This window comes from Rhodopseudomonas sp. RCAM05734, from assembly GCF_052658035.1.
In genome coordinates this window covers 117,964-143,626 of the sequence record NZ_CP199742.1, presented here as the reverse complement: position 1 = coordinate 143,626, position 25,663 = coordinate 117,964, and the positions used below count along the sequence as shown (strand labels likewise).

25 protein-coding genes and 1 pseudogene are annotated in these 25,663 nt (G+C 65.2%); 21 read left to right on the top strand and 5 right to left on the bottom strand.

Going from position 1 to position 25,663, the window contains the following annotated elements; all coding sequences use genetic code 11:
* From glyS to ACUXVA_RS00710, 6 genes and pseudogenes are all read left to right on the top strand, one after another.
* Positions 1 to 2,139 (top strand): glycine--tRNA ligase subunit beta, encoded by a 2,139-nt coding sequence (gene glyS / locus ACUXVA_RS00735; RefSeq protein ID WP_445490379.1) that lies wholly within the window; start codon positions 1 to 3, stop codon positions 2,137 to 2,139.
* An 885-nt stretch (positions 2,140 to 3,024) separates the two neighbouring features.
* Positions 3,025 to 4,032, top strand: coding sequence for an ABC transporter substrate-binding protein (locus ACUXVA_RS00730; protein WP_445490377.1), 1,008 nt, complete (start codon positions 3,025 to 3,027; stop codon positions 4,030 to 4,032).
* A gap of 298 nt (positions 4,033 to 4,330) precedes the next feature.
* Complete coding sequence (locus ACUXVA_RS00725; protein WP_445490375.1) at positions 4,331 to 5,146, top strand: ABC transporter permease; 816 nt, start codon at positions 4,331 to 4,333, stop codon at positions 5,144 to 5,146.
* Between the two features lie 4 nt (positions 5,147 to 5,150).
* Positions 5,151 to 5,936 carry an ABC transporter permease gene (locus ACUXVA_RS00720; RefSeq protein ID WP_445490373.1) on the top strand — a complete coding sequence of 262 codons (786 nt, stop codon included), beginning with the start codon at positions 5,151 to 5,153 and terminating at the stop codon, positions 5,934 to 5,936.
* Complete coding sequence (locus ACUXVA_RS00715) at positions 5,933 to 7,024, top strand: ABC transporter ATP-binding protein (RefSeq protein WP_445490371.1); 1,092 nt, start codon at positions 5,933 to 5,935, stop codon at positions 7,022 to 7,024. The genes ACUXVA_RS00720 and ACUXVA_RS00715 overlap by 4 nt, the downstream gene beginning before the upstream one ends.
* Positions 7,021 to 7,859, top strand: a pseudogene (locus ACUXVA_RS00710) (phosphodiesterase). Before ACUXVA_RS00715 ends, ACUXVA_RS00710 begins: the two are co-directional and overlap by 4 nt.
* 143 nt (positions 7,860 to 8,002) lie before the next feature.
* Here the strand turns inward: ACUXVA_RS00710 and ACUXVA_RS00705 are convergent.
* From ACUXVA_RS00705 to ACUXVA_RS00695, 3 genes are read right to left on the bottom strand one after another with little or no spacing between them, the layout of a single operon-like run.
* Complete coding sequence (locus ACUXVA_RS00705; RefSeq protein WP_445490369.1) at positions 8,003 to 8,704, bottom strand: DUF1045 domain-containing protein; 702 nt, start codon at positions 8,702 to 8,704, stop codon at positions 8,003 to 8,005.
* A 20-nt stretch (positions 8,705 to 8,724) separates the two neighbouring features.
* Positions 8,725 to 9,915, bottom strand: coding sequence for an alpha-D-ribose 1-methylphosphonate 5-triphosphate diphosphatase (locus ACUXVA_RS00700; RefSeq protein ID WP_445490367.1), 1,191 nt, complete (start codon positions 9,913 to 9,915; stop codon positions 8,725 to 8,727).
* Positions 9,912 to 10,580, bottom strand: a complete 669-nt coding sequence (locus ACUXVA_RS00695) for a transferase hexapeptide repeat family protein (RefSeq protein WP_445490365.1) — start codon at positions 10,578 to 10,580, stop codon at positions 9,912 to 9,914. The genes ACUXVA_RS00700 and ACUXVA_RS00695 overlap by 4 nt, the downstream gene beginning before the upstream one ends.
* A gap of 207 nt (positions 10,581 to 10,787) precedes the next feature.
* Here ACUXVA_RS00695 and phnC point away from each other — a divergent pair, with 207 nt between their 5' ends.
* The 4 genes from phnC to phnE (ACUXVA_RS00675) all read left to right on the top strand — a co-directional run bounded on the left by phnC (position 10,788) and on the right by phnE (ACUXVA_RS00675) (position 14,435).
* Positions 10,788 to 11,603, top strand: a complete 816-nt coding sequence (phnC, locus tag ACUXVA_RS00690) for a phosphonate ABC transporter ATP-binding protein (RefSeq protein WP_445490363.1) — start codon at positions 10,788 to 10,790, stop codon at positions 11,601 to 11,603.
* 74 nt (positions 11,604 to 11,677) lie between these two features.
* Complete coding sequence (phnD, locus tag ACUXVA_RS00685; protein ID WP_445490361.1) at positions 11,678 to 12,616, top strand: phosphonate ABC transporter substrate-binding protein; 939 nt, start codon at positions 11,678 to 11,680, stop codon at positions 12,614 to 12,616.
* Between the two features lie 77 nt (positions 12,617 to 12,693).
* Positions 12,694 to 13,578, top strand: a complete 885-nt coding sequence (phnE, locus tag ACUXVA_RS00680) for a phosphonate ABC transporter, permease protein PhnE (protein WP_445490359.1) — start codon at positions 12,694 to 12,696, stop codon at positions 13,576 to 13,578.
* A 2-nt stretch (positions 13,579 to 13,580) separates the two neighbouring features.
* Positions 13,581 to 14,435: a phosphonate ABC transporter, permease protein PhnE gene (phnE, locus tag ACUXVA_RS00675; protein ID WP_445493378.1), complete on the top strand. Its 855-nt coding sequence runs from the start codon at positions 13,581 to 13,583 to the stop codon at positions 14,433 to 14,435.
* A gap of 154 nt (positions 14,436 to 14,589) precedes the next feature.
* On the opposite strand, the gene phnF is transcribed toward phnE (ACUXVA_RS00675), so the two are convergent.
* Positions 14,590 to 15,312: a phosphonate metabolism transcriptional regulator PhnF gene (gene phnF / locus ACUXVA_RS00670; RefSeq protein WP_445490357.1), complete on the bottom strand. Its 723-nt coding sequence runs from the start codon at positions 15,310 to 15,312 to the stop codon at positions 14,590 to 14,592.
* A 127-nt stretch (positions 15,313 to 15,439) separates the two neighbouring features.
* On the opposite strand from phnF, the gene phnG reads away from it, so the two are divergent.
* From phnG to ACUXVA_RS00625, 9 genes are read left to right on the top strand one after another with little or no spacing between them, the layout of a single operon-like run.
* Entirely contained in the window at positions 15,440 to 15,901 is a 462-nt protein-coding gene (gene phnG / locus ACUXVA_RS00665) for a phosphonate C-P lyase system protein PhnG (RefSeq protein WP_445490355.1), read from the top strand.
* Between the two features lie 2 nt (positions 15,902 to 15,903).
* Positions 15,904 to 16,512 carry a phosphonate C-P lyase system protein PhnH gene (gene phnH, locus ACUXVA_RS00660; protein ID WP_445490353.1) on the top strand — a complete coding sequence of 203 codons (609 nt, stop codon included), beginning with the start codon at positions 15,904 to 15,906 and terminating at the stop codon, positions 16,510 to 16,512.
* 2 nt (positions 16,513 to 16,514) lie between these two features.
* Positions 16,515 to 17,633, top strand: coding sequence for a carbon-phosphorus lyase complex subunit PhnI (locus ACUXVA_RS00655; protein ID WP_445490351.1), 1,119 nt, complete (start codon positions 16,515 to 16,517; stop codon positions 17,631 to 17,633).
* Entirely contained in the window at positions 17,630 to 18,514 is an 885-nt protein-coding gene (locus ACUXVA_RS00650; protein ID WP_445490349.1) for an alpha-D-ribose 1-methylphosphonate 5-phosphate C-P-lyase PhnJ, read from the top strand. Before ACUXVA_RS00655 ends, ACUXVA_RS00650 begins: the two co-directional genes overlap by 4 nt.
* Positions 18,507 to 19,310: a phosphonate C-P lyase system protein PhnK gene (gene phnK / locus ACUXVA_RS00645; protein ID WP_445490347.1), complete on the top strand. Its 804-nt coding sequence runs from the start codon at positions 18,507 to 18,509 to the stop codon at positions 19,308 to 19,310. The genes ACUXVA_RS00650 and phnK overlap by 8 nt, the downstream gene beginning before the upstream one ends.
* Before the next feature lie 7 nt (positions 19,311 to 19,317).
* Positions 19,318 to 20,013 carry a phosphonate C-P lyase system protein PhnL gene (gene phnL, locus ACUXVA_RS00640; RefSeq protein ID WP_445490345.1) on the top strand — a complete coding sequence of 232 codons (696 nt, stop codon included), beginning with the start codon at positions 19,318 to 19,320 and terminating at the stop codon, positions 20,011 to 20,013.
* A gap of 11 nt (positions 20,014 to 20,024) precedes the next feature.
* Complete coding sequence (locus ACUXVA_RS00635; RefSeq protein ID WP_445490343.1) at positions 20,025 to 21,182, top strand: alpha-D-ribose 1-methylphosphonate 5-triphosphate diphosphatase; 1,158 nt, start codon at positions 20,025 to 20,027, stop codon at positions 21,180 to 21,182.
* Entirely contained in the window at positions 21,179 to 21,760 is a 582-nt protein-coding gene (phnN, locus tag ACUXVA_RS00630; protein ID WP_445490341.1) for a phosphonate metabolism protein/1,5-bisphosphokinase (PRPP-forming) PhnN, read from the top strand. The genes ACUXVA_RS00635 and phnN overlap by 4 nt, the downstream gene beginning before the upstream one ends.
* 49 nt (positions 21,761 to 21,809) lie before the next feature.
* Positions 21,810 to 22,430 carry a pyridoxamine 5'-phosphate oxidase family protein gene (locus tag ACUXVA_RS00625; RefSeq protein WP_445490339.1) on the top strand — a complete coding sequence of 207 codons (621 nt, stop codon included), beginning with the start codon at positions 21,810 to 21,812 and terminating at the stop codon, positions 22,428 to 22,430.
* 30 nt (positions 22,431 to 22,460) lie between these two features.
* On the opposite strand, the gene ACUXVA_RS00620 is transcribed toward ACUXVA_RS00625, so the two are convergent.
* A complete protein-coding gene (locus ACUXVA_RS00620) occupies positions 22,461 to 22,937 on the bottom strand; it encodes an Lrp/AsnC family transcriptional regulator (RefSeq protein WP_445490337.1) in 477 nt (158 codons plus the stop codon).
* Between the two features lie 145 nt (positions 22,938 to 23,082).
* Here ACUXVA_RS00620 and alr point away from each other — a divergent pair, with 145 nt between their 5' ends.
* Positions 23,083 to 24,252, top strand: a complete 1,170-nt coding sequence (gene alr / locus ACUXVA_RS00615; RefSeq protein ID WP_445490335.1) for an alanine racemase — start codon at positions 23,083 to 23,085, stop codon at positions 24,250 to 24,252.
* Positions 24,249 to 25,508 carry a D-amino acid dehydrogenase gene (locus ACUXVA_RS00610; RefSeq protein WP_445490333.1) on the top strand — a complete coding sequence of 420 codons (1,260 nt, stop codon included), beginning with the start codon at positions 24,249 to 24,251 and terminating at the stop codon, positions 25,506 to 25,508. The genes alr and ACUXVA_RS00610 overlap by 4 nt, the downstream gene beginning before the upstream one ends.
* Positions 25,509 to 25,663: the final 155 nt, after the last annotated feature.

Below are 25,663 nucleotides of genomic sequence, written 5' to 3'. Positions count from 1 at the left end.
ATGCCCGATCTCCTTCTCGAACTGTTTTCCGAAGAAATTCCCGCCCGCATGCAGGCCAAGGCGGCGGAGGATCTGCGCCGCATGGTGACCGATCGGCTGGTCGCCGAAGGCCTGGTCTATGAAGGCGCCAAAGCCTTTGCGACGCCGCGGCGGCTGGCGCTGACGGTGCATGGGATTCCGGCGCGTCAGTCGGATCTGAAACAGGAGCGCAAGGGGCCGCGGGTCGGCGGCGCCGAGGCCGCCATCGCCGGCTTCCTGAAGGCCACCGGGCTCAATTCGCTCGACGAGGCAAAAATCCAGCGCGACCCCAAGGGCGATTTCTACATCGCTCTGACCGAGAAGCCGGGCAAGCCGACCCTCGACGTGCTGGCGGAAATTCTGCCGCTGATCATCCGCACCTTTCCGTGGCCGAAATCGATGCGCTGGGGTGAGCGTTCGGCGCGGCCGAGCGCGCTGCAATGGGTGCGGCCGCTGCATTCCATCGTCGCCACCTTCGGCATCGACACCGAGGAGCCCGAAGTGGTGCCGTTCACGCTGGACGGCGTCACCACCGGGCAGACCACGCGCGGCCATCGCTTCATGGCGCCCGACGAATTCCCGGTGCGCCGCTTCGATGACTACGTGACCAAACTGCACGCCGCGAAAGTGGTGCTCGATCCCGAGCGCCGCCGCGAGATCATTCTGGCGGATGCGCGCACGCTGTGCGGCGCGCAGAATTTCGAGCTGGTGGAAGATCCCGGCCTGCTCGAGGAAGTCGCCGGCCTGGTCGAATGGCCGGTGGTGCTGATGGGTTCGTTCGATGAAGCGTTCCTGGCCATTCCCGACGAGATGATCCGCGCCACCATCCGCACCAACCAGAAGTGCTTTGTGGTGCGCGATCCCGCCACCGGCCGTCTCGTCAACCGCTTCATCCTCACCGCCAATATCGAGGCCTCCGACGACGGCGCCGAAATCCGCGCCGGCAACGAGCGGGTGATCCGCGCGCGGCTGTCGGACGCAAAGTTCTTCTACGACACCGATCTGAAAACGAAGCTGGAAGACCGGCTGCCGAAATTCGAGAACATCGTGTTCCACGAAAAGCTCGGCAGCCAGGCCGAGCGCATCAAGCGTATCGTGCGGCTGGCCGCCGAGATCGCGCCGTTGGTCGGCGCCGATGTTGTGCAGACCAAACGTGCGGCAGAGCTGGCGAAGGCCGATCTGCTCACCGAGGCGGTCGGCGAATTCCCCGAGCTGCAGGGTCTGATGGGCCGCTACTACGCAAAGGCCCAGGGCGAAGATGACGCCGTCGCAGCCGCGAGCGAGGATCATTACAAGCCGCAGGGGCCGGCCGACCGCGTGCCGAGCGATCCGGTGTCGATTGCGGTGGCGCTGGCCGACAAGATCGTGACGCTCACAGGATTTTGGGCCATTTTCGAACCACCAACTGGATCGAAGGATCCATTCGCGCTTCGCCGCGCGGCGCTTGGAAGCATCAGATTAATTATCGATAACGAAGTGCGCCTCTCCGTACGCGCCTTGCTAGTTAAGGAATTAGAGCGATGGTTTGAGGTGTTGGTACCTCGCGTGCATGCCTTTTCTAAGGAGCAAATCGACGAATCCACGAGAGCAGCAACTGCCGATATTCTCTCCTTCTTCGCCGACCGCCTCAAAGGCCAGTTGCGCGAACAGGGCGCGCGTCACGATCTAGTCGATGCGGTGTTTGCGCTTGGCGGTCAGGACGATCTCCTGATGATCGTTCGCCGCGTCGAGGCTCTCGCAAAATTCCTCGACACCGATGATGGCAAGACGCTGCGCGCGGGTGTGAAGCGTGCCTCCAACATCCTCGGCATCGAGGAGAAGAAGGACAAGCGCGCTTATGATGGCGCGCCGGAAGCTGCGCTGTACCTGCTCGACGAGGAGAAGGCATTGGCCAAGGCGATTGCCGAGGTCGGGCCGGAAGCCAGTGCCGCCGTGGCCAAGGAAGATTTCGCCGGCGCGATGACAGCGATGGCCAAGCTGCGTCCGGCGGTGGATGCGTTCTTCGACAAGGTCAAGGTCAACGACGACGACGCAGCCGTGCGTGAAAATCGCCTGAAGCTGCTCAACGAGATCCGCGCCGCCACGCGCGCGGTGGCGGATTTCTCGAAAATCCAGGATTGAGCGCGTCGCGCGTTGACGCGCGCGCTGTCGTTCCCCGGGCGCGATGCAGCGCGCCGCCGGCGATGCGCAGCATCGCGGGCGGCGTGGTGCGTCGCAGACCCGGGGCCCACGCTTGAATAAGGTGTACCTGGATCCCGGATCTGCGCAGCGGCATGCGATGCAGCGCATCCGTGCGAAGCTTTGCTTCGCTAGGCCGCAGCGCGTCCGGGAAACGGCAGCAGTGGCACGCGAACACGATGCAAATTTCTTCATCGCGAATATTGACAAAAATCCTATAGCAGACTTATAATCTCCTCGTCCTGCTCAACGAGGGGCGCTGTCATGAGGCGTCTTGAGAGTGGAGGAGGATGCGGTGTCCCGCGCATGCGCCTCGCAAGCGCATCCCGGGAGGCTGGGGTCACCGTCCGGGCCCTACTACGGGGGCTCTGCCTTGAGTGGCTGGACGCGGATGGCGAAAGGCGGGCGAAATCCCGCCGGGGTGGCTCCCAAAGGGAGTTCACGTGCCAGCCCGGAAGCACGGTCCCCTCGCCATAAACCCCGCGGTGGCGCGCCCGCAGGCGCCGCGATCCATCGCAAGATGGGCCGCGCCAAAACCACCACCCCGCGCCTGCCGGCGCGCCGCTCCCCTCATGTCCCGAGGGGAGATCTGCTCACACCTCGGACGCATCATGCGCCGCGAGACAGCAGAAGCTTGGCTGTTTGACATTCGAATCGGTATCCATTGCCGCGCTCCACGACGCAGCGCAGCAAATTTACTGTGCGGTGCGGTATCGTGGGTTCCATTTGTCGTAAATGGTTCATACGCGACCTATAGTCGGGGGCCTTCAGATGCCCCGGCGCCCTGAAGGGCGAGATCCGGGCTGCATTGCTTTCGGAGAATGCGTGATGAAGCTTCGTTCCTTGATCCTGGCCGTGCTGGCCTTTGTGGTGCTTGCACCGGTGCAGGGCGCCCGCGCTGCCGACGTGATCTGCTACAATTGTCCGCCGGAATGGGCCGATTGGGGCACCATGCTCAAGGCGGTCAAGACCGACCTCGGCTACGACATTCCCACCGACAACAAGAACTCCGGCCAGGCGCTGGCGCAGATCATCGCCGAGAAGGCCAATCCGGTCGGCGACATCGGCTATTTCGGCGTCACCTTCGGCATGAAGGCCAAGGCACAGGACGCGCTCGAGCCCTACAAGCCGGCCCATTGGGACCAGGTCGATGCCGGCCTGAAGGATCCCGACGGCTACTGGACCACGATCCATTCCGGCACCCTCGGCCTGTTCGTCAACAAGGATGCGCTGGGCGGCAAGCCCGTGCCGAAGTGCTGGGCCGATCTGTTGAAGCCCGACTACAAGGGCATGGTCGGCTATCTCGATCCGTCCTCGGCCGCGGTCGGCTATGTCGGCGCCGTCGCCATCAACCTCGCGCTCGGCGGCACCGCCGACAATTTCGAGCCCGGCCTGAAGTTCTTCAAGGACCTCAAGAAGAACGATCCGATCGTGCCGAAGCAGACCTCCTATGCTCGCGTCGTCTCGGGCGAAATGCCGATCCTGCTCGACTATGACTTCAACGCCTACCGCGCCAAATATTCCGAGAAGGGTAATTTCGAATTCGTGATTCCCTGCGAAGGCTCGGTGGTGTTTCCCTACGTCGTAGGCCTCGTGAAGAACGCGCCGGACAAGGACAAGGCCAAGAAGGTCATGGACTATCTGTTGTCCGACAAGGGCCAGGCGATCTGGACCAACGCCTATCTCCGCCCGGCTCGCAAGATCGAGCTGCCTGCGGCCGTGAAGGCCAAATTCCTGCCCGACAGCGACTACGCCCGCGCCAAGAGCGTGGACTGGGGCAAGATGGAGCTGGTGCAGAAGGGTTTTACCGACCGCTATCTCGCCGAAGTCCGCTAACTCTCGCTCATTCTTTACCTCTCCCCGCCGTGCGAAGCTACGCTTCGCTAGGCGGGGAGAGGTCGACCGGCGGAGCGTAGCGAAGCCGGTCGGGTGAGGGGGCTGACTCAGGGCCCTCATGGTGAGGAGCGCGCCCCTGGGCGCGCGTCTCGAACCATGAGAGGGTTGTTACCATCCTTCGAGACGCGGTCGAAGACGACCGCTCCTCAGGATGAGGACGATGCGCGGGCGCCGCTATGGCCGCAGCGCCGGAATTGTATTTCAATCCCGGTGAGCAATTTTCGAGTACGATCGTTTCATGTCGCATAAATCATTCGTCTGGCTCTGCCTGCTGCCGCTTGTGGTGGTGACGGCTGCCTTCTTCCTGCTGCCGATGGCGCAGCTGCTGGTGGTCGGCGCGTCAGGCCCGCGCGGGCTGTCGGCCTATGTCGCGATCCTCACCGAGCCGCGCTACCGCGCCACCCTGATCAACACCGTGGTGCTGTCGGCCGCGACCACCTTCGTGACGCTGGCCATTGCCACCATTGCGGGCCTGTTCCTGCAGCGTCATCGCTTTCCCGGCCGCGCCGTGCTGATCGCCATGCTGACCTTTCCGCTGGCGTTTCCCGGCGTGGTGATCGGCTTCCTGATCATTCTGCTCGCCGGCCGCCAGGGACTGATCGGCGCGGTGTCGAGCGCGGTCACCGGCGAGAAATGGGTGTTCGCCTATTCGATCTGGGGACTGTTCCTCGGCTATCTCTACTTCTCGATCCCGCGCGTCATCCTCACTGTCATGGCGGCGGTGCAAAAACTCGATCGTGGGCTGGAGGAAGCGGCGCGCTCGCTCGGCGCCAGCCCGTGGGCGGTGCAGCGCGACGTGGTGCTGCCGGCGCTCGGGCCTGCCTTCGTCGCTTCCGGCGCGATTGCCTTCGCCACAGCAATGGGCGCCTTCGGCACGGCGTTTACGCTGGCTACCAACATCGATGTGCTGCCGATGCTGATCTATACCGAGTTTACGCTGGCGGCGAACTTCTCGATCTCGGCGGCGCTGTCGATCGGCCTCGGCGTCATCGCCTGGGCGATCCTGGCGCTGGCGCGTTCGTTCAGCGGCGGCACCGTCGCGGCGGCGGGATAGCATCATGCGCGACCGCCTGATCTTTGCCGGCCAGCTCGGCTTTACCCTTCTCGTCGCCGCGTTCCTCGTGGTGCCCGTGGTGCTGTCGATCTCGGCCGGCATCACCGTCAACTACTTTCGCGGCATTTCGTCCGGCGTCACCCTGCAATGGGTGGCGCAGGTCTGGGACCTCTATGCCGGCGAGATCGGCCTGTCGTTCCTGATTGCCTTTGCCACGCTGATCGTGACGCTGGTCGTCGGCGTGCCGTCAGCCTATGCGCTGCATGTGCGCGGCGGCCGGCTGTCGCGCATCATCGAGGAAGTGATCACGCTGCCGCTGGCGATTCCCGGCCTCGCCATCGCACTGGCGCTGCTGCTCACCTATGGTGGCTTCAGCGGCTTTCGCCGCTCCTGGGCGTTCATCCTCGCCGGCCATGTGGTGTTCTGCATGCCGTTCATGGTGCGCTCGGTGATGGCGGTGTTCTCGACCATCGACATCAGGACGCTGGACGAGGGCGCGGCCTCATTGGGCGCCTCGCCGTGGCGGCGCTTTTGTAATGTCATCGTGCCCAATGCGATGCCCGGCATAATCGCGGGATCGCTGATGGTGGTGACGCTGTCGCTCGGCGAATTCAACCTCACCTGGATGCTGCACACGCCGCTGACCAAGACATTGCCGGTCGGCCTCGCCGACGCCTATGCCTCGATGCGGCTGGAAGTGGCCTCCGCCTATACGCTGATCTTCTTCGTCATGATTGTCCCGTTGCTGGTGGCGATGCAGATGCTGGCTGACAAGGGACAAAAAACATGATGACCACAGCCGCACACGGCGCCGCCGTGCATATCGAAAATTGCGGCAAGACCTTTGCCGATGGCACCCAGGCATTGGCGCCGGCTTCGCTCGACATCGTCAGCGGCGAGACGCTGGTGCTGCTCGGCCCTTCCGGCTGCGGCAAAACCACGATGCTGCGCATCATTGCCGGACTGGAGACCCCCGACCAGGGCGGCCGCGTGCTGTTCGACGCACAGGACATGACCGTGGTGCCGATCGAGCAGCGCCATGTCGGCATGGTGTTCCAGTCCTACGCGCTGTTTCCCAACATGAGCGTCGCCGACAATATCGGCTACGGCCTCAAGATCCGCGGTGTCGCGAAGGCCGCGCGCGACCAGCGCATCGCCGAAATGGTGGCGCTGACCAATCTCACCGGGCTGCAGGACCGGCGCATCGATCAGCTGTCGGGCGGCCAGCGCCAGCGCGTGGCGCTGGCGCGCGCGGTGGCGATCCGGCCGCGCGTGCTGCTGCTCGACGAGCCCCTGACCGCGCTCGATGCATCCCTGCGCGACCGGCTGCGCGGCGAACTCAACCGCCTGCTGCGCTCGCTGGGCATCACCGCGATCTATGTGACGCACGATCAGGCGGAAGCCATGGAGTTGGGCGACCGCATCGTGGTGATGCGCAAGGGCGCGATCGCGCAGATCGGCACGCCGCGCGAAATCTACTTCGCGCCCACGAGCCGGTTCGTGGCGGAGTTCGTCGGCGCCGCCAATATCATCGAGGCGCCGGTGGCCGAGGGGCATCTCGTGCTGCCGGGCGGACGCCTCGAGGTTGCGACCGCGGCCGATGCCGCGGTCGCAACTGCTGCGGTTACCACCGCTGCGGTCGCAACTGCCATGATCAGGCCGGAGACCATCGCCATCGTCGATGCCGCCAATGCATCGTTACACGGCATCATCGACAGCATCAGCTTCATCGGCGACAAACAACGCATGGTCGTGACCGGTGCGGCCGACAAGCCGCTGACCATCGACGCGCCAAACACGGTTTGCGTGAAGACCGGCGACCGCGTCGGCCTGTCCGTCGCGCCCGCTGCGGTGCGGCTGCTGCCCGGAGACGCGTGATGTCGAAACCGATCCTGATCGCGCAGATCTCCGACCTGCACATCAAGGCGCCCGGTCAGCTGGCCTATGGCAAGGTCGATACCGCGGCAGCTCTGCAGACATGCGTGGCCGCGCTGAACGCCTTGCAGCCGCGGCCCGATCTGGTGGTGATCTCTGGCGATCTCGCGGATACGCCGACGCCGCAGGAATACGACCACCTCAGGCGATTGCTGGCGACGCTCGAAATCCCTTTCATCGGCATTCCCGGCAATCACGATGCCCGCGCGATGATGCGCGCGGCATTTCCCGAACAGGATTTTGCGGCGCCCGACGGCGCGCTCAATCAGCTGCACAGCGTCGGGGGCCTCGACCTCGTGCTGCTGGACTCCAGCGTGCACGGCAAACCGCACGGCGAACTCGACGCCGCTACGCTGCAATGGCTCGACGACACGCTCGCCGCATCGTCGGACAAGCCGGCGCTACTGTTCCTGCATCATCCGCCGTTCCGCACCGGCATTGAACACATGGACGTGCAGAACCTGTTCAATGCCGCCGATCTGGCCGCGATCGTCCGCAGGCATCCGCGCGTGCAACTGGTCGCCGCCGGCCATGTCCATCGCGCGACGCTGACTTTTTTGCCGGCGTGCCGGCGACCATTTGCCCGGCGCCCAATCACGCGGTGGATCTCGATATCGACGCGCGGCGCGCGCCGTCGTTCAACGTGGAGCCGCCGGCGTTCCATCTCCACGTCTGGTTTCCCGGCGACGGCTTCGGCCATGTGGTGACGCATCAGGTGCCGATCGGCGAGTTCGACGGGCCGCATCCGTTCTTCGGCGCGGATGGCAAGTTGCTGTAGCGCCGAAGCTCAGGCTGTCGTCCCCGCGAAAGCGGGGACTCAGTAAACGCAGGCGACAGTAATTCAAGCTTGAACGGCTGTGTTTACTGGGTCGCCCGGTCAAGCCGGGCGATGACAGTGGAGTTTGTTTGGGCGCCGCGCGTTTACCGCGCGGTCAGCGCGTCCTGCTTGATGATCCTGAACCGCGCCGCTGCATCTTCCTGCCTGAATAGCGCGATGCGATCAATCGCCACTGACGTCAATGCCAGGGCGTCGAAGCGTGCGCGCAGCATGGCCAGGATCGGTCGCTGCCGCGAATCGTTCATGCGGCCGGTCAGCGTCATGTGGAAGCGGAAGTCCTCGCCGACATAGGGATAGCCCCAGCGGTCGAGCTGTTCGACCTGCCGCGGCGTCAGCGTTTCCGGCTTCCGGCGTGCACGATCCTCGGCCGAGAGCGGCGCGCGGAAGGCGTCGAAGGCCTCGACGCAATCCTGCGCCAGCGCCTGCAGCGTCGGTGAACGCTCGGCCGGGACCACGGCGATGAAGCCGCTGATGGCGTGGACGGCCGGCTTGATCACGGGAATTTCGCGCGGCTGCCGCGCGAAGTCGGCGCAGGCCGCCAGGAGCTCCGCTTCGGTTGTGCCGGGCGCCAGCGCGAACGGGGCCTTCAGCGTGGCATGGAAGCCGTATTTGCGCGGATCCTGGGTCAGTTCGTGCCAGTCCGGCGCGGTCGCGACGGCATCCTTCGGAAAGGCCACGTCGTTGCCCGACAGGGCGTCATAGCCGAGCAGGGCGGCGCCGAAGCGGGCAAGCGGTTTGCGGGTGGGCGGGGCGTAATAGATCGCGTAACGGGGATATGAAGTCATCGCTGCAGTCTAAAGCAACGTCACGCCGCCGCAACCTTGCTGAGCGCGGGCGCCGACCGCGTCACGCGATCCGTCTCGGTGAGATGCACCAGCCGCCCGGCAGCGATCACCGCGACGACGCGCGGCCGCAACGCCACGGTATCGTCGACCAGGATGATGTCGGCGCGCTGGCCGGCCTGGAGCGTGCCGCGGTCGGTGAGACCGGCCGCTTGCGCCGGCGCTGACGACACAAGCGCCCAGGCCTGCGGCAGCGGCAAGATGCCGTCGGCCACCAGGCGGAACGCCGCCAGCAACTGCGCCGGATAATAATAGTCGGACGCCAGCACGGAGCACAGGCCCTGGGCGATCATGTCGGATGCCTTGGTCCAGCCGGTATGGCTGCCGCCGCGCACCACGTTGGGCGCGCCGGACACGATGAAGTCGCCGGCCGCAGCGGCGGCCTTGGCGGTCTCGACGTTGATCGGGAATTCGGCGATCGTGACGCCGAGGTCGCGGAATTCGTTGCGCATCGCCGGGGTCGCATCGTCGTGGGACAAGGTCGCTACGCCTGCTGTGCCTGCCGCCTGTGCCAGCCGTGCGATCGAGCCCGGCACCTGATCGGCACGGGAGATGGTGCGCTCCACCAACTGATCGAACGCCTCGAAACTCAGCCCGGTGCGCTCCGCCATGCGGATGCGCTTTTCCGGCTTCTTCGGATTGTGCACGGCGGTGGTGATGTGGTCGTTGAACGCCAGCAGGTCGATGCGGCCGTCGGCGAGCCACGCCTTGATCTCGTCCTCGGCGTCGAGGTTGTAGGTCTCCTGCCGCAGGTGAAAGCGCGTGTCGGCGGCAAGCTGCGGCCTCAGCGCCTCGATGGCCTCGAGCAGGCCGCGCGCATTGTCGATGCTGCGCAGGCCCGGTTCCCACGAGCAGGTCGTGCCATGGAATACGGTGGTGATGCCATTGGCGATCACCTGGCGGTCGCTGTCGATCAGCGCCACGTCGATGGGGAAGTCGACGCCCGGGCGCGGCATCATCTGGCGCTCGAAGGCATCGCCGTGAATGTCGACGATCCCCGGCAGCACCAGCAGGTCGGCGGCATCGATGGTGAGCGCGGCGCGGCCGGAATGGGAGTCGACGGACGCAATGTCGCTGCCTGCGACCTGCAGCGAGGTCTCGGCGATCTCGCCGTCGACGAGCGTGCGGCCGCCTTCAATGAGGATGTCGATCATGTGGATATCAGTTGCTCTGCAGGAAGCGATAGGGTGGGCGAGGATTGAGCTTCATATTTGCCGACAAAATCCTCCACGGCAAGGTGGCGGAAGTCCGGCAAGGCCTGGCGCAGCGTTTCGTGGTCCCAGTCCCACCACGCCAGTGCGACGAGCCGCTCGGCAATGCCGTCGGCGAAGCGCGGGCGGATGGTGCGGGCAGGATTGCCGCCGACGATGCTGTAGGGGGGCACGTCCTTGGTGACGATGGCGCCGGCGGCGATCACCGCGCCGGTGCCGATGTTGCGGCCGGGCAGGATGACTGCACCGTGGCCGATCCAGACGTCGTGGCCGATGGTCACGTGATGCGAACGTCGCCAGTTGAAGAAATCGGCGTCGTCGCTCTCGCCGGCAAAGTAGGCGCTGGAGCGATAGGTGAAGTGCGACTGGGTCGCGCGGTGCATCGGATGATTGCCGGGATTGATCCGGGTCATCGCCGCGATCGAGCAGAACTTTCCGATCGTGGTGTAGGTGATCTGGGAATCGTTCACGACGTAGGAGTAATCGCCGAGCGCGACTTCCTGCAGGATGGTGCGGGCTCCGACCTCGCAATAGGCGCCGATGCTGACATCGCGCAACGTGGCGCTGGGATCGACGAAGGGTTCGGTTGAAAGCATCTTGCCGGCCATGAGAAGTCCCGTGGATCACGGCTGCGTTGCGCCTCCGCCTGCGCTCCTCTTCAATCGCTTCCGTGACGGCGTCATGACGCGTGCGTGACGGCCGCACAGATATCCCGGCGTTTGCGACGCGTCGACCTGTGCAGTTCCGGGCGCGTGTCACATCACTGTAAAGGGCAGGCGTTAGCGGTGTGTCATCGATGATGACTGGAGTTTCGCATGCTGGTGGTGGAAGGGTTGACGTGCCGGTTCGGCACCAAGGCAGCCGTGGACAACGCGTCGTTCTCCATTCCGCCCGGGAGCTTCGTCGGCGTGATCGGCCGCTCCGGCGCCGGCAAGTCGACGCTGCTGCGGATGATCAACCGGCTCGCGGATTCCACCGAAGGCCGCATCCTCTATGAGGGCGAGAACGTCACGGCGCTTCGCGGCAAGGAATTGCGGCAGTGGCGCGCGCGTTCGGCGATGATCTTCCAGCAGTTCAACCTGGTCGGTCGGCTCGACGTGCTGACCAACGTGCTGATGGGCCGCCTTGCGGCGACGCCGTCATGGCGCTCGCTGACCCAGATCTGGTCCGAGAAGGATCGCGCACTGGCGATGTCGGCGCTGGAGCAGTTCGACATGGCGCAGCCGGCATCGCAGCGCGCCGATCAATTGTCCGGCGGCCAGCAGCAGCGCGTGGCGATCGCCCGCGCGTTGGTGCAGGACCCCGACATCATCCTCGCCGACGAGCCGATCGCCTCATTGGATCCGCGCAACACCCGCATCGTGATGGATGCGCTGCTGCGCATCAACAAGCATTTCGGCATCACCGTGATCGTCAACCTGCACTCGCTGGATCTGGCGCGCAGCTATTGCGACCGGCTGATCGGCATGTCGGCCGGCCGCGTGGTGTTCGACGGCGCGCCCGCGGCGCTGACCGAGCACGTCGCGCGCGAGCTGTACGATCTCGAGGCCGACGAGGTGATGGGCACGGCGTCGGGGCACGTTCCCGCCGACACAAGAATTCCGGCCTTCGGCACGGCCGCCGTGGCTTGAGCAAGACGTTTCGTACGTGGGCGGCCTGCAGTCGCGCAGCCGCTCTTCCCACCATGACAAAAACAGGTGATCCGATGATCAATCGTCGCACGATTTTGCTCAGCGCCGCGGCGCTGGCCCTCACTGTCTCCGCCGCTTCGGCGCAGGACTGGAAGACCAAATATCCGGAACTCACCTTTGCAGTGGTTCCCGCCGAGAATGCTTCCGGCGTGACCGAGCGCTGGTCGCCGTTCGCCGCTTACCTGTCCAAGGAACTGGGCGTGAAGGTCAATCTGCGCATCGCCAACGATTATGCTGCGGTGATCGAGGGCCAGCGCTCCGGCAACATCCAGCTCGCGAGCTACGGTTCGGCCTCGTTCGCGCGTGCGCGCCTCACCGGCGTCAAGACCGACGCCTTCGCCAATGACATCAACATCGACGGCTCGACCGGCTACTACTCGGTGTTCTTCGTCAAGGCGAGCAGCCCCTACAAGACCGTCGACAATCTGAAGGGCAAGAACCTCGGCCTGGTCGATCCCAACTCGACTTCGGGCAACAACGTGCCGCGCTTCGAGCTCGACAAGATGGGCATCTCCGATGCCGACACCTATTTCAGCAAGGTGGTGTTCACCGGCAGCCACGAGAACGCGCTGCTGGCGCTGTCGCAGGGCACCGTCGATGTCGCCGCCAACCAGTGGACCAACGACAACGACTCGACGCTGCAGCAGATGCTCACCAAGGGCATGCTGAAGAACAGCGACGGTTCGGCGATGAAGAAGGAAGACTTCCGCATCATCCACAAGTCGGCGCCGATCATCAACGGTCCCTATGCCTACAGCTCGGACCTGCCGGACGACCTGAAGGCGGCGATCGCCAAGGCTTTCATGGACGCGCCGACCAAGGACAAGGCCGCCTTCGACAAGCTCTCGGATGGCCAGAAGAAGGGCTTCCATCCCGCCACCACCAAGGATTGGGATGCAACGGTCGAGCTGATCAAGTTCGTCGACAACCTGCGCAAGAAGAAGGCGTCCTGATCGTCAGGCATATGAACGGAGCCGGGTCCTTTTGACCCGGCTCCATATTTTTTGAGATTCGCTGAGATCCGCCAGACATGTCCGCCGCCGTTTCCATCCTGCCGGGCCCGCAGCTCGCTGCCTTGAACGATGCCTACCGCAAGGCGGTGGCGCGCAAGCGGATGCGTATGGCGGTCGCCGCGGCCGTCTTCGCAGCAGCGCTGTTCGCGGCCAGCGTCGGTGCAGAAGTCAATCTGCGTACGCTGTTCACCTATATCGGCAACTTCGTCAGCTATTTCGATCGCATTCTGACGCTGGAAAGCGGCGCGCGGGTGTGGACCGACGTCCCCGAATGGTTCTGGGGCTGGAACAAATGGCTGTGGCTGCTCGGCGAAACCATCCTGATCAGCTATGTCGGGACGTTGAGCGGTGCGATCCTCGGTTTCGGGCTGAGCTTCGTGGCGGCGGAGAATACCTCGCCGTCGGTCTGGCTGCGTTTCGTGGTGCGGCGCTTCATGGAATTCTGCCGCACCGTGCCGGATATCGTGTTCGCGCTGATCTTCGTCATCGCCTTCGGTCTCGGTCCGATGGCCGGCGTGCTGGCCATCGCGATCCACTGCGTCGGCGCGCTCGGCAAGCAATATTCCGAGATGGTCGAGAACATCGACATGAAGCCGGTGGAAGGCGTGCGCGCGACCGGCGGGGGCTGGGTCGCCTGCATGCGCTTCGCCGTGCTGCCGCAGGTCACCGCGGGCTTTGCCAGCTATTCGCTGCTGCGCTTCGAGATCAATGTGCGCGGCGCCTCGGTGATGGGGTTTGTCGGCGCCGGCGGCATCGGCCAGGAACTCATCGTCGCGATCCGCAAGTTCTACTATTCGGATGTCAGCGCGATTCTGGTGCTGATCATTCTCACCGTCTTCGTCATCGATATCGGCACCGGCTGGGCGCGCCAGCGATTGTTCGGCCAGGACGGGCGCAAATGACCATGTCATCCGAGCCCAACGACCATCCCGATCTGGCAGGCCTGCGCGCCCGCTATCCGGCGATCTTCTTCCGGCCGCTGTCGTCGCGTCTCGCGGCGCCGCTGCTTCTGCTGGGGGCGGCGGCGCTGCTTGTGGTCGGTCTCTACCTGCTGGAATTCTCGCCGGCACGAATGCTGGCGGGGTTGCATCAGCTGGTCTGGATCACCCTGATGATGTTCCCGCCCAATCCCGGATCGTCGCTGCCGACCTATCTGGCGGCGATGGGTGAGACCTTGTCCATTGCCTTGCTCGGCACGGTCCTCGCGGCGCTCTTCGCTCTGCCGGTCAGCCTGCTGGCGGCGCGCAACATCGTGCCGTCGGCGATCTTCCGGTCGCCGATCCGTCGCTTCCTCGATACGATCCGCGGCGTCGATACGCTGATCTGGGCGCTGGTCTGGATCAATGTCGTGGGCCTCGGCCCGTTCGCCGGGGTGCTGGCGATTGCGGTGTCGGACTTCGGCGCATTCGGCAAACTGTTCTCCGAGGCGATCGAGGGCGCCGACAAAAAGCAGGTCGAGGGCGTCCGTGCCTCCGGCGGCAATGCCCTGCACGAGATCCGCTTCGGTCTGCTGCCGCAGGTGCTGCCGGTGATCGCGGGCCAGGTGCTGTACTTCATCGAATCCAATACCCGCTCGGCGACCATCATCGGCATCGTCGGCGCCGGCGGCATCGGCTTGCAACTGGCGGAGCAGATCCGCACGCTGGAATGGCAGAACGTGTCGTTCCTGATCCTGATGATCCTGGTGGCGGTGGCTGCCATCGACTTCATATCGAGCCGGCTGCGCTTCGCCATCATCGGGCGACGGGCTGTGGCGTGACGGCAGTCGCGTGTCCCGGACGCGCTGCGGCATTCTTCATGCCGCTGCGCAGATCCGGGATCCAGGTTTCTTCAGGTGTACCAAGGCCCCGGATCAGCAGCGCACCACGTCGCAAGTGCGACGCGTTGCGCAGCATCCGGGGCACGAGATAGAACTACCCGTTTTCCACAACGAACTCGACGCGCTCGGCGACGAAGCGCGAGCGTGAGAACTTCAGCGGTGTGCCGTCGATGCCAACGTCGGTGCTGTCGACGATCAGCACCGGGCGGCCCAGCGCGATGTCGAGACGTGCCGCATCGGTGGCATTGGCGATGGCCGCGGTGATACGGGTCGACAGCCGGCGGTAGTCCGTGATGCCGTAATGCGCCAGTAATTTTGTGGTGGAGTTCAGGCGCTCGTAGACCGCTGCGGCGTCGGCAAAGCGGTCGGCGGGAAACCAGGTGGTGCCGATGCAGATCGGCGTCTTGTCGGCAAACCGCAGCGCCTCGATCCGCACCAGCGGCGCGCCGGTCTTCAGGCGAAGCTGTTTGGCGATGTCCCGCGTTGCCGGTTCGGTGCCGGATTCGATCAGCCGGCCGTCCGGCTCGCGACCGCCGGCGCCGACGATCTCCGAAAACCGCGTGCGCGAACGCAGCGGATAGGTCAGCTTCGGCGCTTCCACATAGGTGCCGCTGCCGCGCTCGGCGCGCACAAATCCGCGTTCCGCCAGCGTCGCCAGCGCGCGGCGCACGGTGTGGCGGTTGACGCGGTAAATCTCCGCGATTTCGGTTTCGCCCGGCAGCTTGTCGCCGGATGCGTAGGTGCCGTCGGCGATGCCGCGCTCGATACCGTCGGCGACCTGCCGCCACAGCGCCACGCCTGTGTCCTGCATGCTCATGTTGGCGATCTACACGCAGCGCTGCGTCCGACGCCAGAAAAAAGTGCAGATGTCATGAAAAGGTCATGGCATCTCCGTATGAAGTTGTCTATTAACATAGACAACTTCACGCAGGCAATCGGACCCCATGACCAGCGCCGACACAGACGATCTCACGACGCGGCGGCAGGCCGCCATGGCCGTGCTCGCTCACGTCGCGGCCGACGATATCGCCGGGCATCTGGTCGGCATTGCCGTCCCTGCCCATGAAAACCTGCGCGAGCCGGAAAACGGGCTGGTGATGTTGCGCGGCCGTGCCGGCGGCGACGGCGCCCCCTTCAATCTCGGCGAGGCCACGGTATCGCGCGCAGCGGTGCGGCTCGCCAGCGGCGAGGTCGGGATCGGCTACACGCTCGGTCGGGATCGCGACAAGGCAGGGCTGATTGCCCTGTGTGACGCGCTGATCCAGACGGCCGACCATGCCGCGGCCATCGAGGCACAGGTTCTCGCGCCGTTGCGCGCGCGGATCGATGCCGAGCGTCGTCGCAAGACGGCCGAGACCGCGGCGACGCGGGTCGATTTCTACACGCTGGTACGCGGGGAGAGCTGATCATGACAACGGTTGCAGAAATGCCGGCGGGATTCGCCAACAAGGTTCTGTCGGCGCAATCGACCTTCCGCTCGGTGATGGACGCCATGGCGCGGCCCGGCAGCGTGCAGCGCATCGCGGCACCCTCCGGCGTGCCCAGCCCGATGATGCGCGGGACCGCGGCGATTGCGCTGACGCTGTTCGATCAGGATACCCCGGTCTGGCTCGACGCCGCGATGGCGACGGCCCCCGACGCCGGCAAATGGATCAGGTTTCATTGCAGCGCGCCGATGGTCGCCGATTCCGGCATCGCGGATTTTGCCGTGATTGGAAATCCCGCCCTGTTGCAGGGGCTCGATTGCTTCGCGCTTGGCAGTGGCGAATATCCCGATCGCTCGACCACGCTGATCGTGCAGGTGGAGAGCCTGACGCATGGGTCGGCCATCGAGCTGTCCGGTCCCGGCATCGACGGCACGACGCTGCTCCGCGCGACGATCGGCGTTCCCGATTTGCTCGAGCAACTGGCCGTCAATCACACGCTGTTTCCGCGCGGCGTCGACCTCATTCTGGTGGCTGACGACGCCATCGTCGCGATCCCGCGCACCACGCGCCTTGTCGCGAAGGAGGGCTGACCATGTATGTAGCCGTCAAGGGTGGCGAACGCGCCATCGAGAACGCACACCGTCTGCTGGCCCATGAGCGCCGCGGCGATCGTGATGTGCCGGAAGTGTCGCTGGACCAGATCTCCGAACAGCTCAGCCTTGGCGTCGATCGCGTCATGACCGAAGGTTCGCTGTATGATCGCGAGCTGGCGGCGCTGGCCATCAAGCAGGCGCGCGGCGACATGATCGAGGCGATCTTCCTGCTGCGCGCCTTCCGCGCCACGCTGCCGCGCTTCGGCGCCAGCGAGCCGGTGGACACCGGGCAGATGCAGGTGCGGCGGCGGGTCTCGGCGACCTTCAAGGACATTCCCGGCGGCCAGATCCTCGGCCCGACCTTCGACTACACCCATCGCCTGCTCGATCCGTCGCTGCTCGGCACATCTGCCGCGCCGGAAGCGCCGGAAGCGCCGGCAGCCGCGGACGAGGCGCCGGTGGCCATGCCGCGGGTGACCGACATCCTCGGTCGCGACGGATTGATCGAAGCCTCGCAGCAGGCCGAGCTGGACGCGCCGGTCGGTGATCTCACCCGAGACGCCCTGAAGTTTCCCGCCGAGCGCGATTTGCGGCTGCAGAATCTGGCGCGGGCCGACGAGGGTTTTCTGCTGGCCATGGGCTATTCCACCCAGCGCGGCTATGGCCGCAACCATCCCTTCGTCGGCGAGATCCGGCTCGGCGAGGTCGAGGTCGAGTTCATGGCGGAGGATGCCGGCTTCGTGGTGCCGCTCGGTGCCATCACCGTGACCGAATGCCAGATGGTCACCCAGTTCAAGGGCTCCGATACCCAGGCGCCTTGCTTCACCCGCGGCTATGGCCTCGCCTTCGGTCAGTCCGAACGCAAGACCATGTCGATGGCGCTGGTGGACCGTGCGCTGCGCGCCCGCGAACTCGGCGAGGACGTCGGCGCGCCGGCGCAGGACGAGGAATTCGTGATGTCGCATTCCGACAATGTGCAGGCCACCGGCTTCGTCGAACATCTCAAGCTGCCGCACTACGTCGACTTCCAGTCCGAACTCGGCCTGCTGCGCAAGCTGCGCAAGGAATTCGAACAGGCCAATGCCGCGCCAGACGCCATGAAGGAGGCCGCGGAATGAACGCGCCGACATACAATTTTGCCTATCTGGACGAGCAGACCAAGCGGATGATCCGCCGCGCCATCCTCAAGGCGATCGCCATCCCCGGCTATCAGGTGCCGTTCGCGTCTCGCGAAATGCCGATGCCCTATGGCTGGGGCACCGGCGGCGTGCAGGTGACCGCGGCAATCCTCGGGCCGGACGACCGGCTCAAGGTGATCGACCAGGGCTCCGACGACACCACCAATGCGATCTCGATCCGAAAATTCTTCGAGAAGACCGCGGGCGTCGCGACCACCACCAGCACCATCGATGCGACGGTGATCCAGACCCGGCACCGTATTCCGGAAGCGCCGCTGCATGAGAAACAGGTGCTGGTCTATCAGGTGCCGATTCCGGAGCCGCTGCGCTATCTCGAGCCGCGCGAGACCGAGACGCGGCGCATGCACGCGCTGGAAGAATACGGCCTGATGCACGTCAAGCTGTACGAGGACATCGCGCGCTTCGGTCACATCGCCACCGCCTATGCCTATCCGGTCAAGGTCAATGCGCGTTATGTGATGGACCCGTCGCCGACGCCGAAATTCGACAACCCGAAGATGGACAACTGCCCGGCGCTGCAATTGTTTGGCGCCGGCCGCGAGAAGCGCATCTACGCCGTCCCGCCGCATACCTCGGTGGTGTCGCTCGATTTCGAGGACCATCCGTTCACGCGCTATCGTCACGACGCGCCTTGCGCATTGTGCGGCGCCGACGATTCCTATCTCGACGAGATCGTCACCGACGACAAGGGCGGCCGCATGTTCGTCTGTTCCGACACCGACTTCTGCGAGACCCGCCAAGCCGAAGGCCATCGCGGCAGCGAGAATGCGGATCTGCCCGGGGAGAAAGCCCATGTTTGAGATCGCCAAGCCGCCGCGCGACGACGACCAGACGCTGCTGGTCGCCGACGGCCTGTCCAAATCCTTCGGCCGGCTGCAGGCCTGCCGCGACGTGTCGTTTTCGCTGTATCCGGGCGAAGTGCTGGCGATCGTCGGCGAGTCCGGCTCGGGCAAGTCGACGCTGCTGCAACTCCTGTCGGCGCAGATGGCGCCCAATGCCGGCAGCGTGTCGTACCGCATGCGCGACGGCGTGCTGCGCGATCTCGCGGCGCTCGGCGAGGCCGAACGTCGCTTCCTGTTCCGCACCGACTGGGGTTTCGTGCATCAGGATGCGGCCATGGGCCTGCGCATGGGCGTCTCCGCCGGCGCCAATGTCGGCGAACGGCTGATGGCGGTCGGTCACAACCATTACGGCAAGATCCGGCAGACGGCCGCATCCTGGCTGGAGCGCGTGGAGATTTCCACCGACCGCATCGACGACGCGCCGAAAACCTATTCCGGCGGCATGCGGCAGCGGCTGCAGATCGCCCGCAACCTCGTGACCGAGCCGCGGCTGGTGTTCATGGACGAGCCGACCGGGGGACTCGACGTCTCCGTGCAGGCGCGCCTGCTGGACATGATGCGCACCCTGGTCAGCGAACTCGGCCTCGCCGCCATCGTCGTGACCCACGATCTCGCGGTAGCGCGGCTGCTGTCGCACCGGGTGATGGTGATGCAGGGCGGACGGGTCATCGAGACCGGTCTGACCGACCAAGTGCTCGACGATCCGCATCAGCCCTATACACAACTGCTCGTTTCCTCGATCCTGCCGGCGTGAGGTCCAGATGATTCCGATGATCGATATCCGCAACGCCGAAAAGACCTTTGTGATGCACCTGCAGGACGGCATTCGCCTGCCGGTGGTGCGTGGCGTGTCGTTTCATGTCTCGGCCGGCGAATGCGTGGTGCTGTCTGGCCCGTCCGGCGCCGGAAAGTCGTCGATCCTGAAGATGATCTTCGGCAACTATCGCTGCGACGGCGGCGTGATCGGCGTGCAGCATCAGGGCGCATCCATCGACATCGCCACGGCCGAGCCGCGCCAGATCCTGGGCGTGCGCCGCCACACCATCGGTTATGTCAGCCAGTTCCTGCGCGCGGTGCCGCGCGTCGCTGCGCTCGACGTGGTCGCCGAGCCGCTGCTCGCCAATGGCGTGGCGCGCGACGAGGCGCAGGCCAAAGCCGGCGCGCTGCTGCGGCGGCTCAACATTCCCGAGCGGCTGTGGAAGCTGCCGCCCTCGACCTTCTCCGGCGGCGAGCAGCAGCGCGTCAACATCGCGCGCGGCTTCATCTCCGACCTGCCGATCCTGCTGCTCGACGAGCCGACGGCGTCGCTGGACGCCGCCAACCGGGCCGTCGTGGTCGAACTGGTCGCCGAGAAGAAACGCGCCGGCGTCGCCATGGTCGCCATCGTCCATGACGACGACGTCCGCCAATTGATTGCCGACCGGCTGGTCGATGTGACATCGTTCGCCGCTGCCTGAGAAAGAAGACCATGAAGACGACACAGACAGAGACCGTCATCGGCAACGCCCGCATCGTGCTCGCCGATCGCGTCATCGAGCAGGGCTGGATTGCCTTCGCCGATGGCAAGATCGCCGAATTCGGCGAGGGCGACGCGCCCGCTGGCGCCGACGATGCGCGCGGCGACCTGATCATGCCCGGCCTGATCGAACTGCACACCGACCATCTCGAAATGCATTTCGTGCCGCGACCGAAAGTGTTCTGGGATCCCGTCGCCGCCGTCGTCTCCTATGATGCGCAACTGGCGACGTCGGGCATCACCACCGTGCTGGATTCGCTGCGGGTGTGGCGCGAGAAGGGAGCCGAGGAAGCCGATGGCCATGCCGGCCTGCTGGCGGATGCGATTTCTGCGGCGCGCGATGCCGGCATCCTGCGCGCAGATCACTTCCTGCATCTGCGCTGCGAAATTCCGATGCCAAGCGTGGTCGATGAGGCCAAGGAGATGGTCGGCCGCCCCGACGTGCGATTGATGTCGCTGATGGACCATACGCCGGGCCAGCGCCAGTTCCGCGACGAAGCCAAGCTGCGCACCTATTATCGCGGCAAAGGCGCAGGCAAGACCGACGCCGAGCTCGACGAGTTATTCGCCCAGCGCTTCGAATATCAGCGGCTCTACGCCGCCGACAATCTGCGCGACATCGTGGCACTGGCGCAGAGCCACAGCATCCCGCTGGCCAGCCATGACGACACTACCGAGGAGAACGTGGCCGACGCGATCCGCGACCGTGTCTCGGTGGCAGAATTCCCGACCACGCTGGAGGCCGCGCGCGGCCTGCACGAGGCCGGCATCGGCATCCTGATGGGCGCGCCGAACGTGGTGCGCAACGGCTCGCATTCCGGCAACATCGCCGCGGTGGATCTGGCACGCGAGGGACTGCTCGACATCCTGTCGTCGGACTACATCCCATCCAGCCTGCTGATGGCCGCGTTGCAGTTGCCGGTGCGCGTGCCCGGCATTGATCTCGCCGCCGCGGTTCGCACCGTCACCAAGCGGCCTGCCGAGGCGGTCGATCTGCCGGATCGTGGCGAGATCGCCGTGGGCAAGCGCGCCGACCTGATCCGCGTCCATGTCGCGCGCGACATTCCGGTGGTGCGCAGCGTCTGGCGCGAAGGGCATCGGGTCGCATGACCGACACGGCCACGATATCCGAAGCGGACGCGGCGAAGATCGGGCCGGGCCGGCTGGTACTGGTGGTCGGGCCCTCCGGCGCCGGCAAGGACACGCTGATCGATCTCGCGCGCGCCGCCTGCCGCACCGACAACACGGTCGTGTTCGCGCGACGTGTGGTGACCCGCGAAGCCTCGGCGTTCGAGGACAATGCGCAGGCGACGCCGGACGCGTTTCGGCGCGCAGTCGCCGATGGATTGTTCGCCATCCACTGGGAGGCGCACGGTCACCATTACGCGCTGTCCAGCGCCATCGATGACGACATCATGGCTGGTCGCACGGTGGTCGCCAACGTCTCGCGCACGGTGATCGATGCCTTGCGCGCTGCCTATGCCGAGGTCGTCGTGGTGCTGATCACCGCGCCCGCGGATGTTCTGGCGGCGCGTCTGGCGGCGCGCAACCGTGGCAGCGACGGCGCGCCGGCCGCGCGGCTTGGCCGCGAGGTGACGCGGAACTTCGTGCCCGATCTCACCATCAACAATGTCGGCCGCGCGGAAGACCATGCGGGCGAACTGGTCCGCATCATCAGGGGCGAATGACGACCTCGGCGCGGATGCGCGACAGGTGTCTGGAGGCAGGAGATCCAACATGACGGTGATCGCGACGATCGAACAGCTCGAGCAGATCTACGGTTCATTCGACAAAATCGGCGAAGCCACCACCGCCAAGGTCGCCGACTGGGTCACGCCATCCTATCGCCGCCTGATCGAAGCCTCGCCCTTCGCCGCGCTGGCGACCATGGGGCCGGAAGGGCTGGATTGCTCGCCGCGCGGCGACCTGCCGGGCTTCGTGCGGGTGCATGACGACAGGACCCTGATGCTGCCCGATCGTCGCGGCAACAATCGCGTCGATTCGCTGCGCAACATCGTCAGGGATTCCCGGGTGGCGCTGCTGTTCCTGATTCCCGGCGCCGGCACCACGCTGCGCGTCAACGGCCATGCCCACGTCTCGGCGGATCCGGATCTGCTGGCGTCGTTCGAGGTGGACCGTAAGGCGCCGCGCACGGTGGTGGTGATGCGGGTGGAGGAGATCTACTTCCAGTGCGCGCGGGCGATCGTGCGCTCCGCGCTGTGGAATCCCGACAGTCGGGTCGATCCGGCGTCGCTGCCGACGCCGGGCGAGATCCTTGCCGGGATGAGCGACAACCGCGTCGGCGGCGTGGACTACGACAAGGCGTGGCCGGAACGGGCACGGCAGACACTTTGGTAAGTGCGTGTCGGCCTGATCGAAGGCGTCGGATCAGCCATTCAGCGCGGCAGGTGAGATACTGCGCCGGACGATACTGCGCATCGCAAAGCTGGATTGCAGCCGCGCGACGCCGGGCATCCGCGACAGATGCTGTTTGTGGATCCGCTCGTAGTCCTGCATGTCGCGGGCCTGGACGTGGACCAGATAGTCGTCATTGCCTGACATCAGGTAGCACGACACGACATCCGGACATTTCGCGATCTCGCGTTCGAAGGCGGACAGGGCGTCTTCGCTTTGCCGGTCCAGCGTGATGTGAACGTGCACGGTCATGGTGAAGCCGAGTTCGTCGGCGTCGATGTCTGCGGCATAGCCCTTGATGATGTTCCGCTTCTCCATCTGATGGACGCGCCGGGTGCAGGCCGTCGGCGACAGCCCGACACGTTCGGCCAGCACGAGCTGGCTGATCCGGGCGTCCTGGACCAGCTCGCGCAGGATCTTGCGGTCGAACGAATCCAATTGCTCAGCCACTGCCAATACCTCGTAAATTCACTAATGAAGAACCAGTTTCCGCCGAATTTCGCCGTATTTGACCTTATCGAACCCCAAAATCGGCGTAAAGCCTCACTGGCAAAATGCGACAATGATCCCGGTTTCCGGACTAGGGGGCAGATTGTTGGCTGACGCAGCGGTGAGAGAATTCGGGCAACACGCCAGTGCCACGCTGACGGTCGATCTGGTGGCGCTCGGGAGCAATTATCGGCGGCTTGCCGACACGGTTGGACCCGACGTGGTTTGCGCCGGCGTCGTCAAGGCCGACGCCTATGGCCTTGGAGCCCGACGCGTCGCGCCGGCGCTGCACCGGGCCGGCTGCAGAGCATTCTTCGTCGCGCATCTCGATGAAGGCCTCGATCTGAGACAGTACCTTCCGCCCCGCACCGCGATCTATGTCCTCAACGGCCTGCCGGTCGGCGGGGAGGGCGACTGCGCCGCAGTCGGCCTCGTCCCGGTGCTCAATTCCCGCGAGCAGGTCGATGCATGGTCCGCCTGTGCGCGCAAGCTGGGCCGGGCATTGGGCTCCGTAGTCCAGGTCGATAGCGGGATGTCGCGGCTTGGCATGTCGGCAGGCGACGTCGCACAGTGGACCGCCGCCGGCGGCGCGGCAGCGGCGGGCATCGATGTTCAGCTCGTCATGAGCCATCTGGCCTGCGCGGACACGCCGGCGCATCCGGCGAATGCCCATCGGCTGGCGCAGTTCGAAGCGATCGTCCGGCATTTCCCGCAGGCGCAGCGGTCGCTTGCGAACTCGTCCGGCATTTTTCTTGGTCCTGCGTTTCGCCAGCATCTGGTCCGGCCAGGTGCGGCACTCTACGGCATCAATCCGTTGCCGATGCGGTCCAATCCCATGGCAGCGGTGGTGGGATTGACCGCGCGGGTCGTGCAGATCCGTGACGTCGGCATTGACGCCCATGTGGGCTACGGCTGGGACTTTCGCGCTGCTCAGCCGACGCGGCTGGCGACGCTGGCGATCGGCTATGCCGACGGATTGCACCGTGCGCTGGGCCGTGGCGGCGCGCTGTACTTCCGGGGGCGGCGACTTCCCGTCGCCGGGCGCGTGTCGATGGATTCGCTGACGGTCGATCTCGGCGACCTGCCACCTGATGCGCTGACGCGAGGCTCCGAGATCGAAGTGATCGGTCATCATCAATCGATCGACGATCTCGCCTTGGCGGCCGGCACGATCGGCTACGAAATCCTGACCGGTCTCGGCCAGCGTTATCAACGAATTTACATCGACGACAAAGACAAGCGGCCGGCTGGTCCATCTGGAGACGTATTGCAATGAAGGTTCTGGTTCTCGGCGCCGGCGTGATCGGCGTCACCACGTCGTATTATCTGGCAAAGGCCGGCTTCGAGGTCACAGTGCTGGATCGCCAGCCCGGCCCCGGCCTGGAAACCAGCTTCGGCAACGCCGGAGAAGTTTCGCCAGGCTACGCGTCGCCATGGGCGGGTCCAAGCGTGCCGGCCAAGGCTATCGGCTGGATGTTCGATCGCTACGGCCCGCTTGTGGTCCGGCCGCAGGCCGATCCCGCCATGTGGCGCTGGATGCTGCAGATGCTCCGCAATTGCACATCGGCACGCTACGCGCTCAACAAGTCGCGCATGGTCGGTGTCGCCGAATACAGCCGCGATCTGCTGCGGGAGCTGCGCGCCGAAACCGGCATCGCCTATGACGAGCGCAGCCAGGGCACGCTTCAGCTGTTCCGCAAGCAGTCGCAGCTCGATGCCACCGGCGGCGATATCGATGTTCTCAAGCAGTACAACGTGCCCTACGAGGTGCTCGATCGCGCCGGCTGCGTGCGCGTCGAGCCCGGCCTTGCTGCGGTCCAGCACAGGTTCGTGGGCGGGCTGCGTCTGCCCGACGACGAAACCGGCGACTGCCATCTGTTCACGCAACGGCTGGAGAAGATCGCGGCCGGACTCGGTGTTCGCTTCGTCTACGGCACGACCATTTCGGCGCTGAACGTCGAAGGCGACCGCATCGTGCACGTCGCCACCGACAAGGGCGTGTTCTCTGCCGATCGCTATGTGATGGCCATGGGCAGCTTCTCACCGATGTTGCTCAGGCCGCTCGGCATCAAGGCGCCGGTGTATCCGGTGAAGGGCTACTCCATCACCGTTCCCATCGGCGATGCATCCGTCGCGCCGCAATCGACGATCATGGACGAAAGCTACAAGGTGGCCATCACGCGCCTGGGCGATCGCATTCGTGTGGGTGGCACTGCCGAGGTCGGCGATTACAATCCGACGCAACCGCTGGCGCGACGGCGGCCGCTCGACAAGTCATTCACCGACCTGTTTCCCCAGGCCGGCGATCTCTCACAGTCCACGTTCTGGAGCGGACTGCGGCCGATGACGCCCGACGGCCCGCCCATCGTGGGGCCAACGCATCTGGCCAATCTCCACCTCAATACCGGCCACGGCACGCTGGGCTGGACCATGGCCTGCGGGACCGCGCGCGTCCTCGCCGACCAGATCGCCGGCAAGGAGCCCGAGATTGACGTCAAGGCGCTGGCGATCAGCCGCTACGCCACCGCCTGATCGTCATCGGGGCATCCCAATCCTGTTCCGCGGAGCGGCGGTTGTGCACGCTCCGAGGACAAGCTGGACTGCATCAGAGCGGTCGCGCGATGCGCAAACCGTCGATCGGCGACAATTCCAGCATAGGCTGCAAGAAGCCTTGGATGCAGTCTTGC